Consider the following 8,870-nt stretch of genomic DNA (forward strand, 5'->3'; position numbering starts at 1 on the left):
CCGCCGCTGGCCGAGTTCGGTGATGATCCGGTGTCCGAGAAGCCGGTTGTGGTCAAAGACGGCAGGTTCGGTCCGTACATCACCGACGGGGTCACAAACATCACCGTTCCGCGGTCGATGGCTATTGAGGAACTGACCCGCGAACTGGCGCTCGAGTTGTTGGCGGACAAGCGGGCCAAGGGGCCGGCTCCGAAAAAGACTGCCAGCCGCGCGCCCGCCAAGCGCAAGGTCGCTGCACGGAAGTAGGACCTGGTAGCGGGCCCCCGGGTCCGCTACCAGTTATAGGACGCCGTGGGGCGCGTCGTCAACGAAAGTATCGACGAGAATAATGGAATCATGCGTCTAGGCGTCTTGGATATCGGATCAAATACCGTGCATCTGCTGCTGGTGGATGCCCACGCCGGGGCACGCCCGGTGCCTTTCGCGTCCCACAAGCGGCCGCTCCAGCTGGTCGCTCACCTCGACAACGAGGGCGCGATCAGCGATCGCGGTCAACGCGAGCTGATCAGTTTCGTCAAGGAGGCACGACAGTTCGCGAGCCGACATGGCGCTGAGGACTTCCTCGCGTTCTGTACCTCAGCAATCCGAGAGTCCGCAAATGGTGAGGCCGTGCTGCAGCGGGTCAAAGCGGAAACCGCTGTGGCACTCCAGGAACTCACCGGTGATCAGGAAGCGGCAATGACCTTCCAGGCGGTTCGCCGCTGGTACGGCTGGAGCCCCGGGTCCATCCTCAACCTGGACATCGGCGGCGGGTCATTCGAAATGGCGATGGGCGAGGACGAACTGCCCGAGGTGGCGATCTCTGTGCCCCTGGGAGCTGGTCGCCTCACCCGCGACTGGCTCAACGAAGACCCGCCGACAGCCAAAAGCGTGAAGAACCTCCGCCGCTACATCCGCTCAACCATGAAGGACGCCGCGGCCGAATTCACGTCCCTCGGAGAACCGCAACTGGTGGCAGGCACCTCGAAAACGTTCAGGTCACTCGCCCGTCTGGCCGGTGCTGCCCCCTCGGCGGCCGGACCGTTCGTCCAGCGCGAACTGAGGCTGGAAGACCTGTCCCTATGGACCAAGAGACTGGCGGCCATGTCGGTGAAGGATCGGGTGAACCTCGACGGCGTCTCGGAGACCAGGGCGGCGCAGGTCCTCGCGGGCGCCCTGGTGGCCGAGGCGGCCCTGGAGGTGTTCAAGGTCAACAGCATCAAGATCTGCCCGTGGGCGCTGCGTGAGGGTCTGCTGCTGCGCAGGTTCGACACCCTGATGTTCGAGGCGCAGGAACCGATGCCCGCGGTCGGCGTCGGGCACGTCCAACTCAGTTCTGCCCTGCAGGACGAACCCTGGGCAGGGTGAGCGGTGCTGTGAATGAGGGGACCGCACCGGAGGGGAACGCTGGGGTGCGCGTGGCGCTGTCCAGCGCGTCAGTCTATCCATTGGCCGTCCATGAGGCCTTCGCGGTGTCCCACAACCTCGGATACGACGGCGTTGAGGTGATGGTCACCAACAACCATGTAAGTCAGAACCCCGACAAGCTCAGCGCACTCAGCCAGCAGTATGACCAGCCGATCGTCGCCATACACGCCCCAACCCTGCTGCTGACCCAGCAGGTGTGGGGCAAGGCCTGGACGAAGGTGGAAATGTCAGCGGCGATGGCGGCCGAGGTGGGTGCTGGGACCGTCGTGGTGCACCCGCCCTTCCGATGGCAGAGTGGCTACGCAGAAAACTTCGCCGAGGGCGTGCAGCGCATCACAGCCGAGTATGGTGTCACCGTTGCCGTGGAAAACATGTATCCGTGGCGGGTCCGTGGGCGTGAAGCTAAAGCGTATCTGCCGCACTGGAATCCGGTGCCGCAATCCTATGAGGCGATTACCTGGGACTTCTCGCACGCCGCAATCGCCGGGATGGACTCGTTGGAGGAGATGCGGACGCTCGGCGACCGGCTCTCGCATGTGCATCTGACCGACGGCACCACTAACGGTAGAGACGAACATTTGTTGCCCGGCCAAGGGACTCAACGCTGCGCCGAATCACTGGAATTTCTGGTCAATTCGGGTTTTTCCGGAGTGGTTGCGGTCGAAGTAAGCACGAGAAAAGCGAAAGGTGCCGACGAGCGGGACAAGTGGTTGGGGGAAACACTTGCATTTGCTCGACGGCACCTAGGTCAGGCCAAGGAAACCTGACGGTTCATCACTCGCACCTCTAGGAGGTGTTACCAACATTAGGCCCGCTAGTTGTGAGTTAGCCGGGAGGTGGCTGGTAACGGGGTGTGTGGATGGCGGATCCGGCAAAAGGTGTAAAGCAGCTTAACGGACGGTGCCGGTGAGCTGTCCAGGAAAGTGGGGGGCCAACCTGTGTCGCTCACCGGCACCTGAGGACCAGACCAAGGAAGTCCGGTCGTCATCTCTCGCACCTTTATGAGGTAATAACGAGTGTACTGATATTTCCCCGAAAAGGTGGTGTCGTTAGCTGGGATAACGCTGGGAATTTGTCCGTGGCAGGATGGCATCATGACCAACGTGACTGAACCAACGATTTCCTTCCTCGGCTGTGGCTCTATGAACGAGGCGATCCTCGGCGGCCTGCTCGCCGGGGGCATATCACCGGAGCTGGTGACGGCAACCGTCAGGAGTGCCGAACGTGCAGCTGAGCTGCGCCGTGTACATGGCATTACCGTGCTGGCGACGGCTGAAGACCCCGACGCCAACCGCACTGCAGCCGCGGGTGCCGACGTCGTCATCATGGGTGTCAAACCGGTCGGAACGATCGCCTTGGCTCAGGACATCGGGCCGGTGCTGCGGCCGACGACGACGGTCATCAGCGTCGCGGCGGCCATCTCCCTGGCGATGCTCGAAGCTGCGCTTCCCGAGGGGCAGCCGGTGATCCGTTCGATGCCCAACACACCATCCCGCCTGGGCAGGGGAGTGCTCTCCATCTCGGCTGGAACCCATGCGGACGCCTCACTGATGACGCAGGCACGGGACATTCTCGGCTCCGCGGGGACCGTCGTCGATATCCCTGAGGACCAGGTGGATGCGTTGTCAGCCGTCAGCGGCTCGGGTCCGGCCTATGTGTTCTACCTGGCGGAGGCTATGGCCGCAGCGGGTGTGGAACTGGGGCTCGACCCCGGGCTGGCGAAAATTCTGGCCACAGAAACGGTGGCCGGTGCCGGGTACATGCTGGCAGAGCGGGATGCGGACCCCACGGCCCTGCGGCGGGCCGTCACCAGCCCCAACGGCACTACCGAGCAGGCCATCGCGACCTTCGACCGGTTGGACCTACCGGTCATCATCGCCGCCGGGGCCCGGGCCGCCAGCAACCGTGCCCAGGCCATCACCGAGGAGTTGGACTCCTAGCAGGCCCGGGCCGGGCCTACGGGCGGGNCGGGCCGCGAACCGCTCCAGCAGGTCGACGTGGCCCGAAACGATCAACATATCCCGGCTGGTCACCTTGGTGTCTGGCCGGGCATAGGTGAAGTCCTCGCCGGGCGACTTCACGCCGACAACGGTGACACCGTACTTGGACCGCACCGCCGATTCGCCCAGCGTGAACCCCTGGGTCTCCTTCGGTGGATACATCTTGACGATCGCGAAGCCGTCGTCGAACTCGATGAAGTCAAGCATGCGCCCGCCGACCAGGTGCGCCGCACGCACACCGGCGTCGGCCTCGGGGTAGATGACGTGGTTAGCGCCGATTCGTTTGAGGATCTTGCCGTGCGCCGGAGTGATCGCCTTGACCCACAGGTGGTCGATACCGAGGTCCACGAGGTTGGCGGTGATCAGTACGCTCGATTCGATCGATGTGCCGACACCGACCACGGCGGCGGTGAACTCCTGCGCGCCGAGCTGACGGAGGGCGTCGATGTTGGTGGCGTCTGCCTCGACGACGTGGGTGAGCACCCCTGCCCACTTCTGGACAAGCTGGGTGTCGCGCTCAATCGCCAGAACCTCCCGGCCCTGCTTTACCAGCTGATCGGCCGTTGCGGAGCCGAAGCGGCCCAAGCCGATCACCAGAACCGGTGCGTTATGTGCTGGTCTCTCAGCCAATGATGGGCCTCTCTTCAGGGTAGTGGTACAGGGTGCTGCGCTGCCGGAGGGCCAGTGCAGATGCCAGGGTGATGGTTCCCATGCGGCCGGCAAACATCAGCGCGGATAGGACATACTTGCCTTCCGGCGGCAATTCAGCACTGAGGTTGGTGCTGAGCCCGCAGGTGGCGAACGCTGAGATCACTTCGAACAGCACACGGTTGAGGTCCTCCTCGGTCATCCACAGCAACACCCCCGTGGCAACAAGGACCAGGGTCGCGCCCATGAAGATCACTGAGATGGCCACCCGCATGACGCCTTCGGGAATCTTACGCCCGTAGGCCTTCACATCCGAGTTACCGCGTGCCTCGGCCACGATGGCGAGGAACATGACGGCGATCGTCGTGACCTTGATGCCGCCGGCGGTGGACGCGGACCCGCCACCCGCAAACATGAGCGCATCGGTCAGCAACATGGTGGCCGACCCCATTTCGGCCTGGTCCACCAGATTGAACCCGCCCGATCTGGTCATCACTGAGGCGAACAGGGCATGGATCACCTTGTCACCGTTGCTGAACCCGCCGATGGTCTGGCTGTTGGACCATTCCATTGCGCCCCACGCAATGGCCCCGGCTACCAGCAGGATCAGCGAGACGTTGACGGTCAGCTTGGTGTGCAGACTCCATTTACGGACCCTGAGACGATACTGGATGAGGACGAGGATGACGGGAAAGCCGAGGCTACCCAGAAACACGCCGATCATGAGGGGTATCAGAATGAAAAGATCGGTCTCGTACGGGACCAGACCATCCGAGTGTGGCGTGAACCCGGCGTTGTTAAAGGCGGAAATCGAATAGAACACCCCATGCCATACGGCGAGCCAGAACGGTTCTCCAAGCACCATGAACCGGGGGATCAGCATCAGGGCGAGCACAATCTCCACGACCACCGAGGTGGTGATGACGATGCGCAGCAGTGTTCCCACCTCGCCGAGGCGGCTGGCGTTGTTCATCGCGGACTGGGCCAGCAGCTTCCCACGCACTCCGAGTCGCTTGCTCACCATCAGCGCGAGCAGCGATGCGAGAGTGAGGGTGCCGAGGCCGCCGACGAAGATGGCGATCAGGATCACCAGTTGCCCGAAGAAGGACCAATAGGCTGCGGTGGAAACCACTGTCAGGCCGACCACGCATACAGCCGAAACCGCGGTGAACAGGGCGTCGTGCAGCGGAGCGGCGACACCGTCGCTGGAAGCGACCGGCAAACTGAGGAGGACGGTGAAGATGAGGATAACGCTGAAGAAGATGATCAGCGCGACGCGGGCGGGGGAGCTGTTGGCCACTCCATCGATGAAATCCCGGATGCGAGCCAGCACCCTCAGGTATACGCTCTGCTCTTCCTGCAGCCAGGATGGCTGTGATCTTGCCATTGCGCTCGCTTTGCCCCGGTTCCGCGGTCTCGACTTCGGATGGATCGCTCCAGATGTCCTCCGAGTAGTAAACCACTTTCATCGGGCCAGCGTGTCCATGCACCCACTAAATCCCGTAGCCTGTGAGTGATGAGTAGCGAATCCGCGGCGTTCCCCACCAGTGTTGTCTGGGACGAATCCATGCTGGCGTACAACTTTGGCCCCACGCATCCGATGAACCCACAGCGACTGGCTCTTACGGCGCGCCTCGCAACCGACCTGGGTCTGTTCGACCGGGATGGGGTGACGGTCGCTGAACCATTCGTGGCGACCGACGGGGAGTTGGGAACCGTTCACAGTTCCCACTACATCACCGCTGTGCGGACTGCTGATACCAATCCGGATCAGGCCGATCAGGCACTGGGTCTGGGAACGGCAGACAACCCGGCGTTCCCGGGAATGCACGATGCGAGCGCGCGTTTGGTCGGTGGGTCGCTGGCTGCCGCCGACGCTGTGTTGTCCGGGCGGACAGTGCATGCGGTGAATTTCGGCGGCGGCATGCACCACGCGAGCCGGTCGATGGCCAGTGGATTCTGCATCTACAACGACGCCGCCGCGGCGATCCAACGCCTGCTCGACGCTGGCACGCAGCGGGTCCTGTATATCGACGTTGACGCCCACCATGGGGACGGCACGCAGAACATTTTCTACGATGACGCACGTGTCATGACTATCTCCCTTCACGAAACGGGGATGAGCCTATTCCCCGGGACCGGGTTCGCCAATGAAACGGGCGGCGTAGGGGCGGAGGGCTATGCGGTGAACGTAGCGCTTCCGACTCTTGCCGGGGATGGTGGCCTGCTCCGGGCCTTCCACTCGGTGGTCCCGCCACTCGCCGAAGCTTTCCAGCCGGAGGTCATTCTGAGCCAGCACGGTTGTGACAGCCATGTGGACGACCCGCTGACCAATCTCAGGATCAGTATCGATGCGCAGCGCGAGATGGCAGTCAGCATCCGTGACCTCGCGTCCCGCATCTGTGAGGGACGGTGGATTGCCACGGGGGGAGGCGGATACAACGTCACCAGTGTCGTCCCCCGGGCATGGTCCACTCTGATTGCCGTTGCTGCCGGGGCGCCGATAGGGCCCAAGACCGCGGTCCCGGAATCGTGGCGTTCCTATGTGCTTGAGCACTACGGTGCCGAGGCGCCGCTGTTAATGGGTGACGGCGCCGACACCTGGTGGCGGTCCTGGGAAGTTGGCTACGACCCGAACGATGACCTTGACCGCACCGTGATGGCCACCCGTAAGGCGGTTTTCCCGCTCCACGGACTTGATCCATGGTTCGACTAGCACCGATTGCGTATATGTCGTTAGGGTAATGGAATGGTAATCGAGGATGTGTTCGCAGTCGTGGCTGAAGGTACCCGCCGCGAGATTCTCGGGTCGTTACGCGCCGGAGACAAAGCGGTCGGTGAGCTGGTGGTCGAGCTCGAGGTCAGCCAGCCCACGGTATCAAAGCACCTGAAAGTCCTGCGTGAAGCGGGCCTGGTCTCAATGCGTGCGCAGGGGCAGCGCCGCTTCTACTCCTTGAACCCGGCTCCGCTGCGCGAAATAGAGTTGTGGCTCGGATCGTTTGACCTTCCGGCCCAGCCACCGATAGCCCCTGAACTGGCGGTCGTTTCGCCTCGCCACTCGGGAGTCCTCGCAGCAGCCGTTGATCCAGCGGCCGATCCAGCCATCGACCCTGCCGGGCAGCAGGCCTTCGGCCGGACAGTCGGTCGTGCGGGCCAGCGGGCAGCCGACCTCTTCGCGCAGTTGCCGAAGCTGCGTCGACGCCGCGACTAACCGGTTGGTGGTGCGCCAGGATGATAGCCCGGCAGCACTTTCACTTTAGCCACAGCAGCCACTACAGTATGAGGCAGCGGTAAACCTTCGAATTGCAAGGCGGCACGCCGTGTGACTGCCAAGTGGTTAGTCTCAGATTGCACACGTTGGGGGTGCAGACCTCAGTGTAAGGAGCAATGTGGGATGGTAGACGCGAGCAATTTCTCAGACGTCAAATTTCTGACCGTCGCCGAAGTGGCCGACATGATGAGAGTTTCCAAGATGACCGTGTACCGCCTGGTTCACGCAGGCGAGATGCCGGCTGTGCGCTTTGGCCGTTCCTACCGGGTCCCAGAATCGGCTGTTGAACAGTTCGTTCGGGGTGCGGCGGTGGAGGGTCAGCCCGAAACCGGATAGCCCAACGGGGCCGGTCGGGGCCGCGGCTAATTAGCGGTACCCTGTTAAGGAGCGTTTTACGCGCTATCGGCTGTGCGCCTTAGGGCGAGAAGGCCGATCCGCGTAGGTAGTTGCGTTATTGTCAGCATCCGATCGTCGTGCCCACCCGGGCCGTGTATCGGAAACCGAAGATCAGTTTGTGAGGACTTTATGGGTTCAGTAATTAAGAAGCGCCGCAAGCGTATGGCCAAGAAGAAGCACCGCAAGCTGCTTCGCAAGACTCGTCACCAGCGTCGCAACAAAAAGTAAAGACAGTTTCATCGTTGGGCCTGCCATTTCTGTGGCGGGCCCAACGGCGTTAACGGGGTCTGGTCAGTTCCCGCGCATCCGGGTGAAGCCACGCCAGAGCCCGTACACGGCGCCCGCCCCGGTGGCTGCTTTGAGTCCAAGGGTCGCGGCCCGGCGGCCGCTGCGGAAATCGTAGATCGGCCAGTTGTTGTCCCGTGCATGATGCCGGAGCTTGCGGTCCGGGTTGATCGCCACCGGATGCCCCACGATAGTCAGGAGGGGAATGTCGTTGTAGGAGTCGCTGTACCCCCAGCACCGTTGCAGGTTCAGTCCCTCTTTCTCGGCGAGAGCACGCACTGCAACGGCTTTTGCAGGACCATGCAGGAACTCGCCCACCAGCTTCCCGGTATACAGACCGTCAGCGACCTCGCCAACAGTGCCGAGTGCGCCGGTGAGTCCGAGGCGGTTGGCGATCACGCTCGCCACTTCCACGGGAGTGCCGGTGACCAGCCATACCCGGCGACCCGATTTCAGGTGTTGCTCGGCCAAAGCGCGAGCGCCGGGCCAAATCTTGGACGCGATCATCTCGTCGTAGACTTCCTCGCCGAGCGCTTTGACGTCCTCGTGCGCGATCCCGATCGCGAAGGCCAGAGCCGCGTCGCGTACAGAGTTGATGTCGGTCATATTTTCGCCGCGCATCACGAACCGGAGCTGTTTCCAGGCCAAGCCGCTGGCGAACCTCAGGGTGAACGCTTTCCGCTGATACATTTTCCGGGCCACATGGAACAGACTCGCGCCCCGCATCATCGTGTTGTCGACGTCGAAAAAGGCGGCGTCCCCTCCCGGGCCGGGAAGGGTGGCGGCTACCCCTGGAACGGTACGCAGGGGCCCGGTACTGGCAGCGGACATAGTGTGAGTCTAAATCAATTGCGTCGCGGCGT

General features: G+C 62.7%; 10 protein-coding genes and 1 pseudogene. 8 read left to right on the forward strand and 3 right to left on the reverse strand.

Annotated features, from left to right (window positions below; translation table 11 throughout):
- From K728_RS22765 to proC, 4 genes are all read left to right on the forward strand, one after another.
- Positions 1-246, forward strand: a 246-nt coding sequence (locus tag K728_RS22765; RefSeq protein ID WP_443110895.1) for a topoisomerase C-terminal repeat-containing protein, incomplete at its 5' end; no start/stop codon positions are given.
- Between the two features lie 90 nt (positions 247-336).
- Positions 337-1,347 (forward strand): Ppx/GppA phosphatase family protein, encoded by a 1,011-nt coding sequence (locus K728_RS0100710; RefSeq protein ID WP_024475526.1) that lies wholly within the window; start codon positions 337-339, stop codon positions 1,345-1,347.
- Between the two features lie 8 nt (positions 1,348-1,355).
- The gene (locus K728_RS0100715; protein ID WP_035746643.1) at positions 1,356-2,174 is read left to right on the forward strand and encodes a sugar phosphate isomerase/epimerase family protein; all 819 of its coding nucleotides are present in this window, start codon (positions 1,356-1,358) and stop codon (positions 2,172-2,174) included.
- A gap of 327 nt (positions 2,175-2,501) precedes the next feature.
- Complete coding sequence (gene proC, locus K728_RS0100720; protein WP_024475528.1) at positions 2,502-3,347, forward strand: pyrroline-5-carboxylate reductase; 846 nt, start codon at positions 2,502-2,504, stop codon at positions 3,345-3,347.
- Positions 3,348-3,371: 24 nt separating this feature from the next.
- Here proC and K728_RS0100725 read toward each other — a convergent pair.
- Both K728_RS0100725 and K728_RS0100730 read right to left on the reverse strand, forming a co-directional pair.
- Positions 3,372-4,037 (reverse strand): annotated as a pseudogene (locus K728_RS0100725) (potassium channel family protein); the annotation flags it as partial.
- The gene (locus K728_RS0100730) at positions 4,030-5,442 is read right to left on the reverse strand and encodes a TrkH family potassium uptake protein (protein WP_024475530.1); all 1,413 of its coding nucleotides are present in this window, start codon (positions 5,440-5,442) and stop codon (positions 4,030-4,032) included. The pseudogene K728_RS0100725 and the gene K728_RS0100730, both read right to left, overlap by 8 nt.
- A gap of 129 nt (positions 5,443-5,571) precedes the next feature.
- On the opposite strand from K728_RS0100730, the gene K728_RS0100735 reads away from it, so the two are divergent.
- From K728_RS0100735 to K728_RS20330, 4 genes are all read left to right on the forward strand, one after another.
- A complete protein-coding gene (locus K728_RS0100735; RefSeq protein ID WP_024475531.1) occupies positions 5,572-6,771 on the forward strand; it encodes an acetoin utilization protein AcuC in 1,200 nt (399 codons plus the stop codon).
- A 33-nt stretch (positions 6,772-6,804) separates the two neighbouring features.
- Positions 6,805-7,266, forward strand: coding sequence for an ArsR/SmtB family transcription factor (locus K728_RS0100740; RefSeq protein WP_024475532.1), 462 nt, complete (start codon positions 6,805-6,807; stop codon positions 7,264-7,266).
- Positions 7,267-7,449: 183 nt separating this feature from the next.
- Positions 7,450-7,662: a helix-turn-helix domain-containing protein gene (locus tag K728_RS0100745; RefSeq protein WP_019483181.1), complete on the forward strand. Its 213-nt coding sequence runs from the start codon at positions 7,450-7,452 to the stop codon at positions 7,660-7,662.
- 189 nt (positions 7,663-7,851) lie between these two features.
- The gene (locus tag K728_RS20330; RefSeq protein WP_003792170.1) at positions 7,852-7,950 is read left to right on the forward strand and encodes a 30S ribosomal protein bS22; all 99 of its coding nucleotides are present in this window, start codon (positions 7,852-7,854) and stop codon (positions 7,948-7,950) included.
- 63 nt (positions 7,951-8,013) lie between these two features.
- On the opposite strand, the gene K728_RS0100750 is transcribed toward K728_RS20330, so the two are convergent.
- Positions 8,014-8,838 (reverse strand): HAD family hydrolase, encoded by an 825-nt coding sequence (locus tag K728_RS0100750; RefSeq protein ID WP_019483182.1) that lies wholly within the window; start codon positions 8,836-8,838, stop codon positions 8,014-8,016.
- Positions 8,839-8,870: the final 32 nt, after the last annotated feature.

The organism is Arthrobacter sp. CAL618, assembly GCF_000468215.1.
Lineage (GTDB): Bacteria > Actinomycetota > Actinomycetes > Actinomycetales > Micrococcaceae > Arthrobacter_D.

Excerpts from the sequence above, each read along its gene's own strand:
- K728_RS0100710 (WP_024475526.1), top strand. The coding sequence starts at position 337 with ATGCGTCTAGGCGTCTTGGATATCGGATCAAATACCGTGCATCTGCTG.
- proC (WP_024475528.1), top strand. The coding sequence starts at position 2,502 with ATGACCAACGTGACTGAACCAACGATTTCCTTCCTCGGCTGTGGCTCT.
- K728_RS0100730 (WP_024475530.1), bottom strand. The coding sequence starts at position 5,442 with ATGGCAAGATCACAGCCATCCTGGCTGCAGGAAGAGCAGAGCGTATAC.
- K728_RS0100735 (WP_024475531.1), top strand. The coding sequence starts at position 5,572 with ATGAGTAGCGAATCCGCGGCGTTCCCCACCAGTGTTGTCTGGGACGAA.
- K728_RS0100740 (WP_024475532.1), top strand. The coding sequence starts at position 6,805 with ATGGTAATCGAGGATGTGTTCGCAGTCGTGGCTGAAGGTACCCGCCGC.
- K728_RS0100745 (WP_019483181.1), top strand. The coding sequence starts at position 7,450 with ATGGTAGACGCGAGCAATTTCTCAGACGTCAAATTTCTGACCGTCGCC.
- K728_RS20330 (WP_003792170.1), top strand. The coding sequence starts at position 7,852 with ATGGGTTCAGTAATTAAGAAGCGCCGCAAGCGTATGGCCAAGAAGAAG.
- K728_RS0100750 (WP_019483182.1), bottom strand. The coding sequence starts at position 8,838 with ATGTCCGCTGCCAGTACCGGGCCCCTGCGTACCGTTCCAGGGGTAGCC.